The 18,318-nt window shown below is 39.4% G+C and carries 20 protein-coding genes; 13 read left to right on the forward strand and 7 right to left on the reverse strand.

Annotated elements, in window-relative coordinates:
* Window positions 1-57 precede the first annotated feature (57 nt).
* Entirely contained in the window at window positions 58-960 is a 903-nt protein-coding gene (locus SHI21_RS15445; protein WP_323577702.1) for a JmjC domain-containing protein, read from the forward strand.
* Window positions 961-965: 5 nt separating this feature from the next.
* On the opposite strand, the gene SHI21_RS15450 is transcribed toward SHI21_RS15445, so the two are convergent.
* From SHI21_RS15450 to SHI21_RS15460, 3 genes are read right to left on the reverse strand one after another with little or no spacing between them, the layout of a single operon-like run.
* On the reverse strand, window positions 966-1,709 hold the full coding sequence (locus SHI21_RS15450; protein ID WP_323577703.1) for a succinate dehydrogenase/fumarate reductase iron-sulfur subunit: 744 nt from the start codon (window positions 1,707-1,709) through the stop codon (window positions 966-968).
* A 7-nt stretch (window positions 1,710-1,716) separates the two neighbouring features.
* Window positions 1,717-3,630, reverse strand: coding sequence for a fumarate reductase/succinate dehydrogenase flavoprotein subunit (locus tag SHI21_RS15455; protein WP_323577704.1), 1,914 nt, complete (start codon window positions 3,628-3,630; stop codon window positions 1,717-1,719).
* A 6-nt stretch (window positions 3,631-3,636) separates the two neighbouring features.
* Entirely contained in the window at window positions 3,637-4,266 is a 630-nt protein-coding gene (locus tag SHI21_RS15460) for a succinate dehydrogenase cytochrome b subunit (RefSeq protein WP_323577705.1), read from the reverse strand.
* A gap of 247 nt (window positions 4,267-4,513) precedes the next feature.
* On the opposite strand from SHI21_RS15460, the gene SHI21_RS15465 reads away from it, so the two are divergent.
* From SHI21_RS15465 to SHI21_RS15475, 3 genes are all read left to right on the forward strand, one after another.
* A complete protein-coding gene (locus SHI21_RS15465) occupies window positions 4,514-5,623 on the forward strand; it encodes an S-(hydroxymethyl)glutathione dehydrogenase/class III alcohol dehydrogenase (protein ID WP_323577706.1) in 1,110 nt (369 codons plus the stop codon).
* 12 nt (window positions 5,624-5,635) lie between these two features.
* Window positions 5,636-6,457, forward strand: coding sequence for an S-formylglutathione hydrolase (fghA, locus tag SHI21_RS15470; protein WP_323577707.1), 822 nt, complete (start codon window positions 5,636-5,638; stop codon window positions 6,455-6,457).
* 77 nt (window positions 6,458-6,534) lie between these two features.
* Entirely contained in the window at window positions 6,535-7,197 is a 663-nt protein-coding gene (locus tag SHI21_RS15475) for a BON domain-containing protein (protein WP_323577708.1), read from the forward strand.
* 85 nt (window positions 7,198-7,282) lie between these two features.
* On the opposite strand, the gene SHI21_RS15480 is transcribed toward SHI21_RS15475, so the two are convergent.
* Window positions 7,283-7,708, reverse strand: a complete 426-nt coding sequence (locus tag SHI21_RS15480; RefSeq protein ID WP_323577709.1) for a hypothetical protein — start codon at window positions 7,706-7,708, stop codon at window positions 7,283-7,285.
* A 296-nt stretch (window positions 7,709-8,004) separates the two neighbouring features.
* Here SHI21_RS15480 and SHI21_RS15485 point away from each other — a divergent pair, with 296 nt between their 5' ends.
* Both SHI21_RS15485 and SHI21_RS15490 read left to right on the forward strand, forming a co-directional pair.
* Window positions 8,005-8,652, forward strand: coding sequence for a Dps family protein (locus SHI21_RS15485; protein WP_323577710.1), 648 nt, complete (start codon window positions 8,005-8,007; stop codon window positions 8,650-8,652).
* Between the two features lie 107 nt (window positions 8,653-8,759).
* A complete protein-coding gene (locus SHI21_RS15490) occupies window positions 8,760-9,521 on the forward strand; it encodes a hypothetical protein (protein ID WP_323577712.1) in 762 nt (253 codons plus the stop codon).
* A gap of 115 nt (window positions 9,522-9,636) precedes the next feature.
* Here SHI21_RS15490 and SHI21_RS15495 read toward each other — a convergent pair whose 3' ends face one another.
* Window positions 9,637-10,557, reverse strand: coding sequence for a hypothetical protein (locus SHI21_RS15495; protein WP_323577713.1), 921 nt, complete (start codon window positions 10,555-10,557; stop codon window positions 9,637-9,639).
* Between the two features lie 658 nt (window positions 10,558-11,215).
* Between SHI21_RS15495 and SHI21_RS15500 the strand changes: the two genes are divergently transcribed.
* Complete coding sequence (locus tag SHI21_RS15500) at window positions 11,216-12,184, forward strand: hypothetical protein (protein WP_323577715.1); 969 nt, start codon at window positions 11,216-11,218, stop codon at window positions 12,182-12,184.
* Window positions 12,185-12,189: 5 nt separating this feature from the next.
* On the opposite strand, the gene SHI21_RS15505 is transcribed toward SHI21_RS15500, so the two are convergent.
* A complete protein-coding gene (locus SHI21_RS15505; RefSeq protein WP_323577716.1) occupies window positions 12,190-12,717 on the reverse strand; it encodes a lipocalin family protein in 528 nt (175 codons plus the stop codon).
* Window positions 12,718-12,859: 142 nt separating this feature from the next.
* On the opposite strand from SHI21_RS15505, the gene SHI21_RS15510 reads away from it, so the two are divergent.
* From SHI21_RS15510 to hemN, 3 genes are all read left to right on the forward strand, one after another.
* The gene (locus tag SHI21_RS15510) at window positions 12,860-14,032 is read left to right on the forward strand and encodes a mechanosensitive ion channel family protein (protein WP_323577718.1); all 1,173 of its coding nucleotides are present in this window, start codon (window positions 12,860-12,862) and stop codon (window positions 14,030-14,032) included.
* Between the two features lie 85 nt (window positions 14,033-14,117).
* The gene (locus SHI21_RS15515) at window positions 14,118-14,468 is read left to right on the forward strand and encodes a high-potential iron-sulfur protein (RefSeq protein WP_323577719.1); all 351 of its coding nucleotides are present in this window, start codon (window positions 14,118-14,120) and stop codon (window positions 14,466-14,468) included.
* 7 nt (window positions 14,469-14,475) lie between these two features.
* A complete protein-coding gene (gene hemN / locus SHI21_RS15520; protein ID WP_323577720.1) occupies window positions 14,476-15,810 on the forward strand; it encodes an oxygen-independent coproporphyrinogen III oxidase in 1,335 nt (444 codons plus the stop codon).
* A gap of 4 nt (window positions 15,811-15,814) precedes the next feature.
* Here hemN and SHI21_RS15525 read toward each other — a convergent pair whose 3' ends face one another.
* The gene (locus SHI21_RS15525; RefSeq protein ID WP_323577721.1) at window positions 15,815-16,255 is read right to left on the reverse strand and encodes a universal stress protein; all 441 of its coding nucleotides are present in this window, start codon (window positions 16,253-16,255) and stop codon (window positions 15,815-15,817) included.
* Window positions 16,256-16,465: 210 nt separating this feature from the next.
* Between SHI21_RS15525 and SHI21_RS15530 the strand changes: the two genes are divergently transcribed.
* The 3 genes from SHI21_RS15530 to SHI21_RS15540 are packed head-to-tail and all read left to right on the forward strand — an operon-like array spanning window position 16,466 to window position 18,313.
* Complete coding sequence (locus tag SHI21_RS15530; protein ID WP_323577722.1) at window positions 16,466-16,921, forward strand: hypothetical protein; 456 nt, start codon at window positions 16,466-16,468, stop codon at window positions 16,919-16,921.
* 32 nt (window positions 16,922-16,953) lie between these two features.
* Window positions 16,954-17,163 carry a DUF4266 domain-containing protein gene (locus SHI21_RS15535; protein WP_323577724.1) on the forward strand — a complete coding sequence of 70 codons (210 nt, stop codon included), beginning with the start codon at window positions 16,954-16,956 and terminating at the stop codon, window positions 17,161-17,163.
* Window positions 17,150-18,313, forward strand: coding sequence for a DUF3570 domain-containing protein (locus SHI21_RS15540; protein WP_323577725.1), 1,164 nt, complete (start codon window positions 17,150-17,152; stop codon window positions 18,311-18,313). The genes SHI21_RS15535 and SHI21_RS15540 overlap by 14 nt, the downstream gene beginning before the upstream one ends.
* Window positions 18,314-18,318: the final 5 nt, after the last annotated feature.

Genomic DNA, 18,318 nt, shown 5'->3' on the forward strand with positions numbered 1-18,318 from the left:
TATTACATTTGTACTTACTTATTAGACATAAGACCTGGCTTCATTTAGAAACACTATATGAAATCAGGTCTATCTGCACTTATTCACCCTCATACGATTGAAGAATTTTTTGCTTCATACGAACTCAATGAACCTTTCGTTGTTCACGATAACAATGAACACATGAAAGTCATCAGAGATTTGCCATTTTTAGAGTCTTTGGAAAAACTTCTGACTTCATGGCCGTCTTTAATTCAGGCGCACCTTCCTGATGTGAGAGATGAATCAAGCTCAATAGATACGAATACCAAAGACGCACAGAAATTATTTAATAATGGAATGGGATTACTTTTTAATGAGACCCAAACGATTTCTCCTTTATTGGTTGAATGGCTGGAAGAAATTAAAAAGAACTTAGGTTTGTCGGCCATGACTTATGCCCGCTGCTTAGTTTATGCGACTCCAGATGGAAAAGGGACTGCTCCACACTTTGATCAGAACATTAATTTTGTCTATCAGGTACACGGAACGAAAGTCTGGCATATGGCCCCGAATACTGATTTAGAAAATCCTCTGACAAGACATACGATGGGGACCATGCCTGATCCGGAAATGATGGGGTATTTAGAAGCTCCATTGCCGACAAAGATGCCTGCGAATGCTGAAACCTATGAACTGAAGCCTGGATCAATTTTATTTGTTCCTAGAGGGTACTGGCATTCGACAGAAGCAGAAGGTGACGCTCTTGCCTTGAATTTTACTTTTACTGCACCAACATGGCTTGATTTATTTACGGCCGCTCTAAGAAGCCGATTGGCGATGTCACCTGACTGGCGTGAAACAGCTAACGGTGTCTCAGACCCGGACTTCCGTCATTTAGCAGAAAAGAAATTTGACCTGCTATTGGGAAGTCTTGTTCAAGACCTTCCTCATTGGAGAGCAGGCGATATTTTAGATGCTATTGAGCCACAAGAAAACTAATCCATTTATTTCAGAGCTTTCGCTTTCATAAAACTCCAGTTCATCTGAGCGATAGAGCTTAGCGGAATATGTTCAGGGCATTCAATTTCACAAGCACCGGTAAAAGAGCAATGTCCAAATCCTTCAGCTTCCATTTGAGTGACCAGATTATAAGTTCTGGATAAAGATTCGGCCTCTCCTTGAGGAAGAGTATTTAAGTGATTTATTTTTGCCGAAGTAAAAAGAGCAGCAGAAGCATTTTTACATGTGGCCACGCAAGCTCCACAACCAATACATGCGGCCATATCCATTGCATAGTCGGCGCGCTCTTTTCCTACTGGAATGGAATTAGCTTCGGGAGCAGTTCCAGTGTTAGCGGAAATGAATCCACCTTTTTGTATAATGCGATCAAAACTTGAGCGATTCACCACGAGGTCTTTTACAATGGGAAACGCATTGGCACGAAATGGTTCAAGCACAATTGTGTCACCAGTTTTAAAGCTTCTCATATGGACCTGACAAGTCGTCTGGTTGTCGTGAGGGCCGTGAGCTCTACCATTGACGAAGATTCCACATTGCCCGCAAATTCCTTCGCGGCAGTCATGGTCAAAGGCCACAGGAGATTCATTTTTTTCAACTAAGGATTCATTGAGATAATCAAGTGCTTCAAGCAGTGACATATCTTCGTGTAGATCGTTAACGGCGTATTCTTTGAATGCACCTTTTTGTTTTGAATTATTTTGTCGCCATATCTTAAAATTTATTTTCATACTCAACCTACTTATAACTTCTAACTGACGGTTTAACGAATTCGAAATTTAAAATTTCTTTATGAAGAGTGAATTCTCCAACATTTTTAAATTCCCATGCAGAGACATAAGCAAAGTCTTCATCGTTACGAAGAGCTTCACCATCTGGTGTTTGGTATTCTTCACGGAAGTGAGCACCACAGGATTCATTTCTTTCCAGAGCATCAATGCACATCAGTTCTGCAATTTCAAAAAAGTCCACCAGTCTGGAAGCTTTATCCAGTTCCTGGTTAAACTCATTGATAGTGCCACTCACTTTTACATTTTTGTGAAATTCTGCACGTAGAAGAGCGATATCTTTAATGGCCTTTTCTAACCCTGATTTCGTTCTACTCATGGCACACTCTTGCCACATAATTTTTCCGAGCTGGCGGTGATAATGGTCTACTGCTTTTGATCCGTTGTTATTGATCAAGGATTCAAATTTATCTTTGACACTTTTTTCTGCCTTGATGAATTCTTCGTGGTCGGTTGGAATTTTTCCAGTCTTAAGCTCATCAGTCAGGTAGTTACCAATCGTCAGTGGTAAGATGAAATAACCATCAACACTTGCTTGAAGAAGTGAATTGGCACCAAGGCGGTTAGCACCGTGGTCGGCAAAATTGCATTCTCCAATGGCAAAGAGGCCTGGAATGTTGCTCATTAATTCATAATCAACCCAAAGCCCACCCATCGAAAAATGTGGGGCCGGAGAAATTTTCATCGGTTCTTTATAAGCATCGATACCAGTGATCTTTAAGTACATATCAAAAAGATTTCCATAACGACTGCTGATCACATCCTGACCTAATCTTTCAATTGCATGTTTGAAATCTAAATAGACAGCATTTTTTAAAGGGCCGACACCAACTCCAGCATCAATGCGCTCTTTAGCTGCTCGGGAAGAAATATCTCTTGGAGCAAGGTTGCCAAAAGCAGGGTAGCGTCTTTCAAGATAATAATCGCGGTCTTCTTCAGGAATATCACCCGGCAATCTTTTTTCATCTGCAAATTTGGGAACCCAGATGCGTCCGTCATTTCGTAAAGACTCACTCATCAAAGTAAGCTTCGATTGTGTTTCACTACTTTGTGGCAAGGCCGTTGGGTGTATTTGAGTAAAGCTTGGCGAAGCAAAGAGAGCTCCTTTTTTATGAGCTTTCCAGATGGCCGAAGCATTACATCCCATCGCGAGTGTCGAAAGAAAGAAAACTTTGGAGTATCCACCAGTGGCCATGACAACCGCGTGAGCACTATGTCTTGTCAGCTCTCCTGTCACAAGATCACGAACTATCACTCCGCGTGCCTTTCCATCAATCATAACGATTTCCTGGATTTCATGGCGCGAGTACATCTGAACTTTTTTAGCAGCAATCTGGCGAGAGAGTTGAGCGTAACTTGCCAGCAAAAGTTGTTGACCTGTTTGTCCACGGGCATAGAAAGTTCTTTGAACTTGCACACCACCAAAACTTCTGTTGGCCAGCACTCCACCGTATTCTCGCGCAAAGGGAACACCTTGTTGAGCAAAGTGATCAATCAGGGGAGCAGAGAGTTCTGCTAATCTATAAACGTTCGCTTCACGAGAACGAAAGTCTCCACCTTTTAAAGTGTCATAAAACATACGCCAGACATTATCGCCGTCGTTTTGATAATTTTTAGCAGCGTTGACTCCACCTTGGGCCGCAATTGAATGGGCCCTTCGCGGAGAATCCTGAAAGCAAAAACATTTAACGTTGTAGCCACCTTCCGCAAGAGTTGCAGCAGCGCCGGCACCAGCAAGTCCGGAACCTATAACGATGATGTCGAGTTTTCTTTTGTTGGCCGGATTAATCAAGCGGCATGTGGCCTGATAATTTTTCCATTTTTCTTTTAAATCACCAGCGGGAATTTTTGCATTAAATTTCATATCGACCTACCTGAAGTAAAGAATAATTGGAATGATGGCAAAACCTATTCCCATGAAAGCAGCAAAGGCCACAGAGAGAGTGGCCATCCAGCGGATATATTTTTTGTGATAAAGACCTAGAGTTTTAAATGCGCTTTGTACGCCGTGAGATAAATGCAGTCCCAAAGGAAGCATTGCTAAAGTGTAGATCAGTAAATAAATGGGATTTTTAAAAAGATCGACAACCATTTGGTAGATGTCTTCTTCCTGGTGTTGGAATTTTACTTTGAACCAGAAGTTCGCCATATGAATAACGATGAAAGCAAGTATTATTGTCCCTAGGAGCATCATGTTTTGTGAAGTCCATGAAGAATTCTCAGACGTGGTATTCATTTCATAACTTACACTACGAAATGACTTATTTTTTCTGGTGACGATGATCGCGTATAAAACATGGAAGATAATGCAGGCATAATTTATATAAGCAATAATTGAAATGAAGAAATTTCCTCGCAATGTAGCTGAGTAATTATTGTAGAGTTCACGGGCCCTTTCTTCCGGGAAAAGTAGCAGGAAATTTGCTCCCAAATGGGCCATGAGAAAAATACAAATGAATAGCCCGGTTAAAGCTAGAATGGTCTTTCTGAAAATAATCATGCAGCACTCAGTTAAGTAAAATTTAAAATTGATATTAAGAAGGCTACTCCTAAAAAATTAAGAGTTGGCTGATATGAATCAGGTTAATGTATTTTTATTTAAAATAAAACATCCGAATGACCATCTCGTGAGATTTCGAGATTCCGAAACGATGATGCAGTCAGAGAAATTGTTTTCATAACTTTGAATAGTCAATATTGCCTTCTGTACGTATGATTAACACGTACATTTTTACGGGAGAATATTCATGAAAGTTAAAGCAGCAGTAGCATGGGGACCAGGACAGCCACTTAGTATTGAAACAGTCGATTTAGAAGGACCTAAAAAAGGTGAAGTTCTAGTACGCATTGTTGCAAGCGGAGTTTGTCATACAGATGCCTATACACTTTCTGGAGTTGACCCTGAAGGAATCTTTCCAGTGATCTTAGGACACGAGGGAGCTGGTATTGTTGAAGAAGTGGGAGAAGGGGTGACGTCACTTAAAAAAGGTGACCACGTAATTCCGCTTTACACTCCAGAGTGCAGAACTTGTAAATTTTGTCTTTCGGGGAAAACAAATCTTTGCCAGAGAATTCGTGAGACTCAAGGAAAAGGTTTAATGCCTGATGGGACGACACGTTTTTCAAAAGATGGAAAACCAATCTTTCACTATATGGGAACATCAACATTTGCTGAGTACACAGTAGTCGCAGAAATCTCTCTTGCTAAAATTGATGAGAAGGCACCTCTTGATAAAGTTTGTCTACTTGGCTGTGGAGTAACAACTGGTATTGGAGCTGTTTTAAATACAGCGAAAGTTGAAGAAGGAGCTAACATCGCCGTTTTCGGAATGGGCGGTATTGGTCTTTCTGTTATCCAAGGGGCGAAGATGGCGAAGGCCGGAAAGATTATCGCTATCGATATCAATAATTCAAAAGAAGAAATGGCCCGCAAATTCGGTGCAACTGATTTCGTTAATCCAAAAGAAATTGAAGGAACGATCGTTGATCACATCGTAAAATTGACAGATGGTGGAGCGGATTATTCATTCGAGTGCGTAGGAAATACAACTCTTATGAGACAAGCTCTTGAGTGCTGCCACAAAGGATGGGGAGAGTCGATCATCATCGGTGTAGCAGCAGCAGGACAAGAAATTTGCACTCGTCCATTTCAGCTGGTCACAGGGCGTGTATGGAAAGGATCTGCTTTTGGTGGAGTGAAGGGACGTACGGAGCTTCCTGGTTACGTAAATCAATACATGGAAGGAAAAATCAATCTTGATGATCTTGTAACTTTCACAATGCCTATTGAAGAAATCAATAAAGCATTCGATTACATGCATGAAGGTAAATCGATCAGAAGTGTTGTGACTTTTTAATTAGAGGTTTAAATGAAGAAGTTAAAATCCCATAAGTCTTTTAAAGGCCATACAGAGTTCTGGTCGCACGAATCTAGTGTGACAAAAACTGAAATGAAATTTTCGACATTCATTCCCGAGGGAGATGTTGAAGGTTGTATTATCTGGTTGTCTGGTTTGACTTGTACGGAAGAAAACTTCATCTCTAAAGCTGGAGCACAAAAAGCTCTTGGTAAGAAAAACTTAATGGTCATTTGTCCGGATACCTCTCCTCGTGGATTGAATCTTCCGGGAGAAAACGACTCTTATGATTTTGGAACCGGAGCAAGTTTTTATGTCAACGCAACGGTTGCTCCTTATGCTGACAATTATAAAATGTATGATTATATCGCCAATGAACTTTACGATTTAATTGTGAATGAATTTAAAGTAAAAAATATTTCAATCATGGGCCACTCAATGGGTGGCCATGGTGCTCTTGTGATTGGTCTTAGAAATCCTGAGAAGTTTAAATCGATCTCTGCTTTTTCACCGATCGTGAACCCTACAGTTTCACCTTGGGGGAATAAGGCCTTCACTGGATATTTAGGAGCAGATAAGAATACTTGGTCTGCTTACGATGCGACAGAGCTTTTAAAAACGGGGAAAAAACACCCGGCAAGTATTTTGATTCATCAGGGAACAGGGGACGAATTCCTGGCACGCGAATTGTTAACTAATAACTTAGTTGAGACTGCTGATAGTGTTAAGCAAGAGTGCGTGGTGAATTATGCTGAAGGCTTTGATCATAGTTACTACTTCATTGCGACTTTTATTAAAGAACACATCAAGCATCATGCGGGTTATTTAACTTAAAAGATCAAGTACCTCAAAAAAGTTGGCAAGGGTTGTGCTCGTTAAATTCTAAGATTAATTATAATCAAGGAGTTTCAATGAACCGCAACCACCAAAATGACAATACCCAAAACCATACGAATCGCGGAAGACATCATATTGCAAGAAGACAATTAGGGCCGAGCTTTCACACACCCATGAGATCAAATCCTAGTGAAGAAAGAAGTGTGAGATATAGTACGGCAGCGTTTTGGTCAGAAAAAGATTATCCTTTTATCGATCAAACAATCGATTATGACCGAGACTTCTATGCGCCTGAGACAAGTCGATCAAGTAACTATATCGACTCAGATGTAAGGCCAGTGCAAATCATGGCAAAGGAGTCATTAAGACATGAGCATGATGCTATCAGATATCATGATCATCATGGAAAAAAATTTAGTTACAGGGCCGAAGCAGAGATCGCTGAGACCGGCAATGAAGAGTATATTAAATCTTATGCAGGTGTCGGTCCGAAAGATTACACAAGATCAGATGCATTCATTGAAGAAGAGGTTTGTGAGTTGTTGGCCGCTGATATTTTTATTGATGCCAGTGATATTACAGTCTCGGTGAAAGATGGAAACGTAAGACTTTTTGGAACTGTTCCATCACGACATCATAAATTTGATATTGAAGATCTAGTTGAGGCCATTCCAGGTGTGAACGAAGTTCAAAATGATATTCGAGTTGATAAAGAGTCAGCTTTGAGACGACTATAAATTATAACGAGAGAATCCTAAGAAATAAAAAAGGCTTCATTGCTGAAGCCTTTTTCTATATGCAGTTGTGTTGTGTGAGAAAAAATTAAGCTAATACACTGTCTTTAAGTAAACGAAGAGTTTCAAGGTGAACGTTGATTTGTGCCTGGATCTCAGCGTTTCTTGAATTGTTTTCTTTAATTTCTTGCTCTAGTGAAGTGATCAAAAGAGTAAGCTCATCAATTTTTTGGTTTTGAAGAGCGATTAAAGATTGTCTCTTAATATGCTTTTCAATTTCAGCAAGTTTTGCTGCGTCTGATTTTTCTTTTAAGTCAGCAATTGAAATTGACTGAGTTCTTGTTTCTGTTTTTGTTTCAGCTACGATCTTTTTATCGAATGCGTATTTTTTTGGAGCAGAAGCAATAGAGTCACCGTAGCTTGCTCTACTTTGTGCACTTCTTTCTTTCATATCTTTTGGGATATCTGTTGATTTAATAAAGTAAAAACCCATACCAGCTAATACTGTCAACATTGCAATTCCTTCTAACATGACTGACCTCCAGATAAGACCGTTTATTCTTGTAATCGTTTTGTAAAATTTATCATGTTCCAGGGCGTGAAGAGGCCCTTGTGTAAAAATGAACAACCTCTCTAAAAATCTGTCTAAAATTTAAACAGTGGGGCAAACGGGTCAGATTTACACATAGATATGGAATTTTGGGTCTGGGAAGAGTAGGTAAGTTGTTGGATTTGTTTCATTATATATGGCCGGGTGATTGCAATTATTACGGTGTTGTAGATACTACACATAATTGTCAGGAGCATATAATGAATGAAACTACTATGAGCAAGAATACGAAAACGAGCGAGTCGATCGCTGAACCTGTTTTACATCAGACAGCGAAAGTTATGCAAAAATACGGGACACGCTTTCGCGTACCATTGGGGCTTGAAGATAAAGTATGTGAGGCCAGTATCTCTGATTTAAACCGCGTTCTCGCGGATACAATCACTCTAAGAGACCTTTATAAAAAATGTCACTGGCAAACGTCAGGGGCGACTTTTTATCAATTACATTTACTCTTCGATAAACACTATAATGAGCAATCAGCACTTGTGGATTTAATCGCCGAGAGAATTCAGTTGTTAGGTGGGATCAGTGTAGCAATGGCCAAAGACGTTGCGGAGCTTTCTCATATTGAACCTGTTCCGACAGGGCGAGAAGAAGTGCCAGCACAGATTTCTCGTTTAGCTGCTGCTCACGAAGTTATTTTTAAATTCGTAAGAAAAGCTGCAAAGAGAGCTGCTGAAGGTGAAGACGATGGGACAAATGATTTATTGGTAAGCAATGTCATTAGAACTAACGAACTTCAAACATGGTTTATTACAGAGCACTTAGTGTCGCTTTCCCCTACGGAAGTGTATCATGATGTGGCGCCTTCAAAATCGCATTCTTCGACGATTCCAAAACATTAATCATAAAATATTGGGCCTCTTAAAGAGGCCCTTTTTTTGACGAAGTCTTCGCTCTAGAGTTACTCTTGTGTGATTCACACATTAGATTTTTAGAGCAAGGATTTTCCATGAAGCATTCATTTCAGAACTTTCAAGTAGACCACGTTACATTATTACTTCAACCGAGACTTTATAATGTCGCGTTCGTTGCTTTCAATGTTATTTTTGGTGTAGGCCCTGAAAACTTATTATATGAAAAAAGAAAAGAATGGGTACCAGGAGAAGGCGAGCAGTCTTTAACTTACGCTGTCCAAGTTGGACAAGGGAGTAAAGACGATAAAGCGCAAAACAAAACGATCTTTGCTGTCGTTCAACCTTCTGAACCAAAAACTCAACCTTCACACGTTAGAGAAATGCTGGACTCACATAACTCGGCAGCTCTATGGCAACATATCGCTTTAAGAACTCCGGATCTTTTAACGTTTCACAAATTCGCTCTTGAGCGTGGTGTGAATTTTATTACTCCGATTCTAAAAGACGATGAAGATGATCTTATCCAGGTTTTTTCTGGAGAGTGGTTTTACCCAGGGATCAGATCAAGTGCGATGTTCTTTGAATTCGTTCAAAGAAAGCCAAGTGTAGAAAGTTTAGAAGCGCTTAAAGAAGCTAACCGTGAATTATGGTTTAGAGATAAAACGTTCCTAGGTCTTTACGGTGAAAAGGAACAAGAGTATCAAAGTGGAAATGTTGTTCCATTTTTAGATTTCGAATTGTTTGAATTGATTGAAAAAGAAATTGAGGGATTGAAAATCTGGCAAATTTCTCAAGAGATCATTGATCGTTGCGAGCAGGTGATGATTAATTACGCTAAAAATAAAGCTAAGAAATAAATATGAGGCCCGCTTTATGCGGGCCTTTTTTGTTTTAAGGGAAATTATTGCCTGGAAAAAAAGTGACACCAAATAGTCCGGTTGTATGACTAGTCAGTATCACTATGATGAATGTTTAAATCAGGTCATCACACGCATATGGATTGTCTTCAATCACTGTCTCAACATTTTTTAAAAGTTGATTACATGATGTTGTGATCTCTGCTTCTTTTCTTGTGATCGGCCCGTAGTGAGCGCGAAGTACACGAAGCATAACCATAGCGTACTCAGCGGCGAATGCCGGGCACGATTTGTTTAACGCTTGATAAGTAGCACCTTCTCCAGAACCCGCTATTGAGGAGCTCCCACAGCTGCTTACGCCTTCTTTAAAAATTCCAAGATGACATTTCTGTGGATTGGCCTTGTATTCAGCATAGAGCTTACTTAACTCAGCTGATGCTGACATAGAGTTGTAGCTGGTTTGAAACATTCCTGCTTCAGCTGTGCTTGCTGATGTATTGGAAGCTGACATGTCTCTTCCTTCGCAGTATTTTCCAGAACTCTCTCTCATTCCTAATCCAATTCCTAATGTATACACAGAACGAAGTGGATTGATCCCTACAGTATTTACATCCATAGAAAGACTAGAAAAAGTTGATGAGTAATGTGCAAGTGCATCTTTAGCAGCAGTCTTTGCTCCACTCGTGAAAAGAGTGACTAAACCTGTCGGCGCATCTTGAGTTGTTTTAAATCGGCAAAAACTTCTAGCATAAGTTAAGGCCATCCCTTTCATATAACCGGCCGGTGCTCTACCACGATTTTTCCACGAGTAACTTGCACACGTTGATCCAGCAGCAAGCGTAGAGATTTGCTCAACGATAGGTCCGCTTAACTCTGGAAGTGGAGGATTGGTTGGAGTTGTAGGTGGAACTGTGGGGGTGGTGGGTGGCGTTGGAGTACTGGGGATGCTAGGTTTCTTTGACCCCCATGCGTGAGCGTTGGTTGCAACCAACAGTGATACGCAAATTATCACTAATTTTTTTTGAACATGCTTCATCCTAAAGCTCCTAATGAATGTAAGGACATTTTTTTGAGATCGTTGTGATCTACATTTCAATAGAGCATGGATAGTGCCAACGCATGAGGATATTTAAATGATTGAAAATTAATATTCTCTAGTTAAAAAAAATATAATACTCGGTTACATTTTGATTCTGCTCAAAAAAAATTATGAATAGCTAATAGTCACCGAGGTAAACGGATTCGCTCAAGAAGCATTTTGGTATATTGTGCACGCTTGTTTAGGAACATATTCCCCGAAAAATTTTTCTTAAATTGAGAAATCATTAAGTTACAGCAGAATATTATTTGGCATCCAAGGTGCAATATACATAGATAAGAGGCCGGAAGAAATGAAGGTCTCGGGATGAGATGGTAATAGTGAAAACGTATTGAATAGCTATTACTCAAGTCATTTAAGAGTTGGAAGGTATGTTATTAGGCTAAGAGCAATTGTTTCGACGCCGAAATAAATACAAAAAAGATGGTTCATTAACATGCTCCGATCGATTTATCCTTCTCGAAGAACTTGATCCCAACAATCAATAAGAAGCCACTCTTGAAACGAGTGGCTTTTTTTTTTGTTAATAATAAACTAAATCAAGTTTAACAAGGTGTTCTTTGTCGTAATATGTTTTACTCATTAAAATAGTCTTATGAAAAAAACAAAATACACCTTCTTAGTTCTCTTGATGGGATTACTTTTTTCATGTGGAGGAGGAAGTTCAACTTCTGCTTCACAGGATGGCAGTGGAATTATTTCGACTGAACTCTATACTGGAAAAGTTTTTCCAAATGACAACCCCTGGAACCAGGACATCTCTGGTCAACCCGTAGATCCAAACTCTGATACCTATATTAATTCTCTTGGAAGAAATGGATACATGCACGCGGACTTTGGTACGTGGTGGGATGGAGCTCCTAATGGTCAACCTTATGTGATCGTGTCGGGTAATCAACCAAAAGTTCCAGTGAAGTTTGATTATGCTAGAGAAAGTGATCCCGGCCCATATCCAATTCCAGCAAACGCACCTATTCAAGGTGGCCCTAATGGAACCGGAGACCGACATGTGATTGTTGTCGATAAAGATAATGGATTACTTTATGAAATGTATGCGGCCTATCCGGATGGAAACGGTGGATGGAAAGCAGCGGCCGGTGCCGTGTTTGATTTAAAAACAAATGCACTAAGACCAGCAGGTCATACATCAGCAGATGCAGCGGGACTTCCGATTTATCCTGCTTTAGTAAAATATGATGAAGTGATGGTGAAAAAAGAAATCACTCACGCACTTCGCTTTACTGCTAACAGGACGAGGAATGCTTACGTTTACCCCGCACGACATGCGGCAGGTTCATCAACAGATACATCACTTCCTCCCATGGGAATGAGAGTAAGACTAAAAGCTAATTACGATATTTCAACTTACCCTGAAAGTGTGCAAGTCATCTTACGTGGATTAAAAAAATACGGGATGATTCTTGCTGATAATGGAACAAGCTGGATGATCAGTGGTGCTCCAAACGATAACTGGAATGACTATGAACTCCACACCATCAAACAAGTTCCAGGCTCGGCCTTTGAAGTTGTAAAGATGGGTGAAATCCAATATGTACAATACTAATAAATCTATTTGTGCTGAACGTACTTAATATCTTCTATCGAATAACCCGTTTTTGCGATATCTCTAATAATCTGGTCCACCTTTTCGCGAGGGAAGTGTGGATCTCTTGTCATCACCCAAAGATATTTCTGATTGGGAACTCCGATAACAGTCCATTCGTAATCATCTGCTAAAGCAATAATCAAATAATCAAATTTAAGCGGCCACCATGGTTGAACTTCCCATGTGGCATTTGTTTTTGTGTCTTTAACCCATCCGACTTGTGGGACTTTTTTTAATGGCCCGTCGAAAGCACCTTCATTGTAATGAAAGTCGATATCAATTCTTTTATTCTCATCATTCCACGTATAACTCTCAACACTGTTATAGGGATTCTTTTCAAAAGACGTAAATCTTCCGGCCTGCACATGCCAGGGAATCATGAAGCGCTTCAAGTCAACGTTGGAAACTGTTTTAGTATAAGGTGTCGTCGTGTTACAGCCTGATACTAGCATGTATAAAAAAATGGGTAGAGAGATATTAAAAAAACGCACATAGTCCTCCGGTTTCTTGCCTGCTTGTAGGCTAACAAGACTTTGAATATAAGTAATCCTTGCACACTCATTGTCGAGGCCGAAAGTTAACTAAATCTGTCATCGATTGACGACAAGGGTTCAACTTATTAAACTTTCATGCATGATTAATGATTATCAGTTTCATTTTAAGGCCATTATCAATCTGGGAATTGCCTTGACGCTTATTGCTCTTACTGTTGGTGTTTCGACGGCCGCTGTTAAGTTATTAATCAAAAAGCAAAGTGTCTGGCTAAGGCCAATCTACTTTAAGAGTCATGAGCTGGTATCGACGGCCATGCTGGTTTCCGTACTGTCTAATATTGTCACGGCCATTAAGTGGATTCTTGTTTTATCCATTCTCTATTTAATGATTCCATTTGTTCTTCAGGAACTTCCAGTCACTCATGACTATGCTGTGGAGTTGATGGCCTCTGTAAAAAGTCATTTGATAACTATTGGTGATGGACTCTTAAATTTTATCCCTAATTTATTTTTTATTGCTTTTGTTATTTTCTTAACCAGATCACTTCTTCGTTTTGCAAAATTTATTTTCTTAAAAATTGAAAAAGAATACATCGTCATTGATGGCTTCTACGCGGAGTGGGCAGGAACAACTTTCCAACTTCTTCGATTTTTTATCTGTATGTTTGCTCTTGTTATCATCTATCCATATTTACCGGGTTCAGGAACAAAGGCCTTGGAAGGTGTTTCAGTTTTTGTCGGTTTGATGATTTCACTTGGTTCATCTTCGGCAATCGCTAACATCATCGCCGGCGTTATGATCAGTTACATGCGCGCCTTTAAAAAAGGTGATTATGTAAAAATTGGCGAATCAATGGGGAAAGTAACTGAAAAAGGCCTGATCGTTACGAAGATGATTACTTATAAAAATGAAGAGATTACTATCCCGAATACTCAGGTTTTAAGTTCGCAAGTAACAAACTATTCAACGAAGGCCCAAAGCCGCGATCTAATCTTGTATACGACGATTACGATTGGCTACGATACTCCATGGACATTAGTTCACAAGATGATGATCGAAGCCGCAGAGAGATCGCCACTTATTTCACAAGACAAAAAACCTTTCGTGCTTCAAACGGCCTTAAATGACTATCATATTTCTTATCAACTAAATGCCTTTACTGAAAATGAAGACAAGATCCCTGGGGCCTATTCAGAGCTTCACCAAAATATTCAAGAGGTATTTGCTGAGAATCAGGTGGAAATTATGTCTCCAGGTTTTACAGTACTTAGGAATACTCCTAAGAACACCACACCTGTCCTTTCCAAATAATTATTTTCATAAACTGATCTGAATCATACTTATCGCCTCAAAAATCATTATTATGGCATCATGATAAACATTTTTGGAGAATGATATGGATGAGAAGTTTACACGACGTTCTTTCTTTCAGCTAGCGGTCGCAAGTCTTACAATTATACCGTTTGCATTAAAAGCAACAACGTCTTTGGCCGCAGACGCATGCCCTGCAAAAGCACCAGCTGGTAAAGCACTGGGAAGCCCGACAGAAGGTATGGGAAAAGGATTAGAGTACGTACTGGACGCTAAGACTTCAAAGAATGCCAAGTACAAAGCAGGATCGACTTGTGGGAACTGTAAGTTCTACAATGCAGCTAAAGCTGACAGTGGATACGCGCCTTGTACGATGATGGGTATGAAGTTCGTGACTCATTGTGGATGGTGTAAGAGTTATTCACTAAAAGCGTAGGGGTTTCATGAGTGATTTACTAGCAAAATACAACCGTCAGGGACCGCGCTATACAAGTTATCCGCCTGTACCTTTCTGGAAAAATGCACCTAGTGAATCAGAATGGATCAATCACTTAAAAGTGATTTACAACGACGAAGAGGGGATGGACCTTTATGTGCACATCCCCTTCTGTGAGAAGCTTTGTTACTATTGTGGATGCAATCGCATCGTAACTAAAAATCATAGTGTGCAGGATAATTTTGTTGAGCTGCTGATGACTGAGTGGCGTTTGTACTGTACTCGTCTGGGATTTATTCCCAAAATCAATTCTCTGCACTTTGGTGGCGGAACGCCGACATTTCTTACACCTGAGAATTTAGAAAAGCTCATTATTGAATTAACAAAAAATAAAAAAGAAACATTTACTGGCTCAATTGAAATTGATCCAAGAAATACAACGATAGAGCACCTCGACTGTTTTAAAAGAAACGGTATTAAGCGCGTTTCACTAGGTATCCAAGATTTTGATCCTGATGTTCAAAAGGCCATTAATCGCGCTCAATCTTTTGAGATGGTAGAGACTTTGGTGAATGAAATGCGTCTACGCGAATTTGAATCAATTAACTTTGATGTTATCTATGGTCTTCCTAAACAAACACGCGCCACAATTACTGAAACATTCAGGCTTATTAGAAAATTAAAACCTGATCTCATTGCCTATTATAGTTATGCTCATCTTCCTGAGCGATTAAAAAATCAAAGACTCATTAACAGTGCAGATTTACCGGAGGGGAGCGAAAAGCAAGCTCTCTATGATTTGGGTAAAGAACTTCTGGCAGAAGACGGTTATGCCGATGTAGGGATGGATCACTTTGCTCTTCCACATAATTTTCTTTTTAAAGCGAAGGACAGCAATCGTCTGCATAGAAATTTCATGGGGTACGTAGATAAAAAATCTCCCATTCTTCTGGGTCTTGGCCCATCATCAATTTCCGATTCATCATTGAGCTTTGCCCAGAATGAAAAGGGGATGAATGAGTATGAGATAAAAATTAAATCCAATCAGCTTGCCATCAATCATGGGCATACTCATGATGAAAACGACTTGAATGTGCAAAAAATTATTTTAAGTTTGATGTGCAGAAATGAAAGTTCATTTGGTGAGATTGAACAGATTCCGTACTGGGATGAGGTGAAGACAGATTTAAGTTCTATGGAAGAAGATGGAATGATTAAATTAGACGATTACAAAGTGATTGTTCTTCCTTTGGGGAGAAAATTTATTCGCAACATCGCAATGGTTTTTGATTTTTACTTCAGGGAAAAGATGCCGGCCGAAAAATTCAGCCGGACAATTTAAATTTTTATTTTCTAGGTCTCATGACTAATATATCACATGGTGAAAATTTACATAAGTAATCTGTAAATGAACTCGAAAAGAATCCGGCCACACCATGTTTTCCACGAGTAGCGACGACGGCCAGATCGGCATGTACTTCATCAAGATATTCTTTTACCTTTTTTTCACGATCATATTCAAAGAAGCACTTACAAGTAACCTGATCTTTTTCAACACCTAATTCCTGAGCAAGTGAATTAAGTAAATTAAGAGCGCTTGCTTCAATTGCCGGGAATTGATTTTCGACTGGATAAACATAAGGCGATAGGTCAACAGTGTAAATCTGCTTTTCAATAACCGTAATAATGTGGATGTTGGCCTGCTTAAGTTCAATATCGTTTTTAAGTTTCTTAAGAGTATTGATGCTTTCTTCATCTAGACTAGCGCATAAAACATAATTCTTCATAATAAACTCCTCGTTTAACTTTTCTTCATCTTATTCCTGTGATGACGGATAAGAAATGATTTGAGTCATTATAAAAATTAATTTTACCTTTTTTTTATTAATTTTTAGAGTGTTAATGCCTTTATCTAACATCCGTAGGATTGTTTTCAAGCGTAAAAAAAGTATTAATAGTATTAATTAAAAGGGTCTAGATTAAAAAAAAGGAAAAACATGATTGATTCAGCACAAGTTCACCTCGCTCTTAACCACTTTCCAATTGCAGGAATGTTCTTCACCATCCTCTTATTAGCGATAGGGTTTATCTTGAAGAAAAGGGAACTGATTTTGTCGGGAATGTTGATCGCTGTGATTTCCAGCATTGCTATTATTCCCATGAGTTTAAGTGGAGAAGGGGTTGAAGAGATTGTTGAGCATAAGCCAGGTGTGACCCACGAACTCATTCATGAGCACGAAGAGATGGCAGAAAAAGCACTGATCGTTTTTATCGCGACAGGGCTCTTGGCAATTTCATGGTTTGCTTTAAGAAAAAAGAAGCAGCATTGGGCGGTAAAAATTGAAGTTGTCACTTTTCTTTTGTCTATCATTTCTGCTTTAATAATAGCTCAGACTGCACATTTAGGCGGCATGATTAGACATGATGAAATAAGATCAGAGAAATCACAATAAAGATATTGAGACATTTAAAAATGGAGTTTTAGATGAAATTTTTTTTGCTGTTAGGTGGCTGCATGTTGATGTTGGCATCATGTGCGAATGTTCCACAAATTGACCGTGGTATTCTGGCCAAAAGGATTATGCAATTTGATCCACACCCGGAAGAAACTGTTTTCCAGGATGAAGTAAGGGCCTTTAGAGAAGGTGCCATTGGCGGAGGAAAAGCAGTAGGAGGTGGTTGTGGATGTAATTAAATTCAATCGAATCATGCTGACAATTCTTCTACTTGTATTAAGCGTACAAAATGCTTTTGCTGAGATGATGGAAAAGGGGAAAACAAAAGTTAAAACCCTTTTGAATGTTTACAATCAAAAAAGTAGTACGGGTAAGCAGGTTCTTGATAACTCGGGCAATGAAAAAGTCACTGTTATTGAGCCTGAAATTTTTGTAAAACATCAAATAAGTGCTGATACTGAAATTAATGCCAGTTTTACAATTGATACGTGGACAGCGGAGTCAGATACCATTCTTGACGGAAATACAGGTGCCAGTGGATCAGGAAAAAAAGGGCAGTCAAGAATTGCTCCCAATATTGGAGTAAGAAGAGAAGTTGGGAAGAATAAGTACGGAATGAACTTAGGATTTTCTAGCGAGTATGACTACACTTCAAAAAATATTTCTGCTGATTTTGAACGCTCATTTGCTGATGATAACTTCACGCTTGGAATCGGGGGCCAGTATTATGCAGATACTGTAAGTCTGTTTCCAGACATCACTCCACCGGCAAATGCTAAAATCACTAAAGACTTAAAACGTGATATTTATGCAATTAATCTTGGTGCTTCTCAAATTTTAACTCGTAAAGATATTGTTGAAGTTGGTGTTACATATGCCAATTCAAAGGGGAGACTAGAGTCAACTGCGGGGACTGTAAACATTGCAGGTACTCGTGAAGTTGAAGTTCTTCCTGGAAAAAGAGAAAGAAGTGCAATTTCGACAAAGTGGGTTCATGCTTTAAGTGATGAGATGGCCTTCAACCTGAGTTACCGCAATTATTTTGATGATTGGGGATCACATGCCAATACAGTAAGAGCAGCTTATTTAATTGCTTTAAGAGAAGAGCAGGATTTTATCGAAATAGCGCTTCGTTATCATTCTCAAAGTGCAGTCGATTATTACAAAGATAGTTTTGGAACGACAGAACGTTTTATGACGAGTGATTCAGATATGAGTAAATTTAGTTCTGTTGAGCCTTCAGTAATGTACTCAAGGTCGTTGGGAGGATTACATGTCTTTGGTGTTGAATTTCAAGATGCAGAGTGGGGTACTTCTTTAACTTATGCTAAGAGAAATACGGGCCTTCAGTACACTTATTTGCAAACATCTTTGGCATTCTCTTTTTAAAGGAA

Origin of the sequence: Bacteriovorax sp. PP10, assembly GCF_035013165.1 — a bacterium.
Classification (GTDB): Bacteria; Bdellovibrionota; Bacteriovoracia; order Bacteriovoracales; family Bacteriovoracaceae; genus Bacteriovorax; species Bacteriovorax antarcticus.

Bases quoted from the DNA above. Each gene is read 5' to 3' on its own strand.
- SHI21_RS15445 (WP_323577702.1), top strand. From the start codon at position 58: ATGAAATCAGGTCTATCTGCACTTATTCACCCTCATACGATTGAAGAA.
- SHI21_RS15450 (WP_323577703.1), bottom strand. From the start codon at position 1,709: ATGAAAATAAATTTTAAGATATGGCGACAAAATAATTCAAAACAAAAA.
- SHI21_RS15455 (WP_323577704.1), bottom strand. From the start codon at position 3,630: ATGAAATTTAATGCAAAAATTCCCGCTGGTGATTTAAAAGAAAAATGG.
- SHI21_RS15460 (WP_323577705.1), bottom strand. From the start codon at position 4,266: ATGATTATTTTCAGAAAGACCATTCTAGCTTTAACCGGGCTATTCATT.
- SHI21_RS15465 (WP_323577706.1), top strand. From the start codon at position 4,514: ATGAAAGTTAAAGCAGCAGTAGCATGGGGACCAGGACAGCCACTTAGT.
- fghA (WP_323577707.1), top strand. From the start codon at position 5,636: ATGAAGAAGTTAAAATCCCATAAGTCTTTTAAAGGCCATACAGAGTTC.
- SHI21_RS15475 (WP_323577708.1), top strand. From the start codon at position 6,535: ATGAACCGCAACCACCAAAATGACAATACCCAAAACCATACGAATCGC.
- SHI21_RS15480 (WP_323577709.1), bottom strand. From the start codon at position 7,708: ATGTTGACAGTATTAGCTGGTATGGGTTTTTACTTTATTAAATCAACA.
- SHI21_RS15485 (WP_323577710.1), top strand. From the start codon at position 8,005: ATGAATGAAACTACTATGAGCAAGAATACGAAAACGAGCGAGTCGATC.
- SHI21_RS15490 (WP_323577712.1), top strand. From the start codon at position 8,760: ATGAAGCATTCATTTCAGAACTTTCAAGTAGACCACGTTACATTATTA.
- SHI21_RS15495 (WP_323577713.1), bottom strand. From the start codon at position 10,557: ATGAAGCATGTTCAAAAAAAATTAGTGATAATTTGCGTATCACTGTTG.
- SHI21_RS15500 (WP_323577715.1), top strand. From the start codon at position 11,216: ATGAAAAAAACAAAATACACCTTCTTAGTTCTCTTGATGGGATTACTT.
- SHI21_RS15510 (WP_323577718.1), top strand. From the start codon at position 12,860: ATGATTAATGATTATCAGTTTCATTTTAAGGCCATTATCAATCTGGGA.
- SHI21_RS15515 (WP_323577719.1), top strand. From the start codon at position 14,118: ATGGATGAGAAGTTTACACGACGTTCTTTCTTTCAGCTAGCGGTCGCA.
- hemN (WP_323577720.1), top strand. From the start codon at position 14,476: ATGAGTGATTTACTAGCAAAATACAACCGTCAGGGACCGCGCTATACA.
- SHI21_RS15525 (WP_323577721.1), bottom strand. From the start codon at position 16,255: ATGAAGAATTATGTTTTATGCGCTAGTCTAGATGAAGAAAGCATCAAT.
- SHI21_RS15530 (WP_323577722.1), top strand. From the start codon at position 16,466: ATGATTGATTCAGCACAAGTTCACCTCGCTCTTAACCACTTTCCAATT.
- SHI21_RS15535 (WP_323577724.1), top strand. From the start codon at position 16,954: ATGAAATTTTTTTTGCTGTTAGGTGGCTGCATGTTGATGTTGGCATCA.